This is a genomic window from Isoptericola croceus (assembly GCF_029382255.1).
GTDB lineage: Bacteria > Actinomycetota > Actinomycetes > Actinomycetales > Cellulomonadaceae > Isoptericola > Isoptericola croceus.
On the sequence record NZ_JARLLG010000474.1, the window covers coordinates 1 to 257 of the forward strand.

Here is a 257-nt window from a genome sequence, read left to right on the forward strand (position 1 = left end):
AGAACGAGCAACATTATCTGGCATCTTTGTTGCAGCTTCTCTCATCTTTATAATCCAAGATTGATCAGACATTGAATATTCTGTAAAGTATTTGACAAAATCAAATCCCTGAATTTCTTTTAACCCATGAACTCTCAAGATTTCAGGCTTGAATAAACTCACTTTTACTGCTTCTTTCATTTTTGCCCAAGATTCTTCTGCATCTTCAGAAAAGTATACATCAATATCAAGTGCAAATTGGAAGTTGTCTTTTTCTT

1 protein-coding gene is annotated in these 257 nt (G+C 33.1%); it reads right to left on the reverse strand.

Annotation, left to right across the window (positions count from 1 at the left end):
- A partial coding sequence (locus PZC42_RS21890; RefSeq protein WP_277214314.1) for a hypothetical protein occupies positions 1-257 on the reverse strand: 257 nt, incomplete at both ends.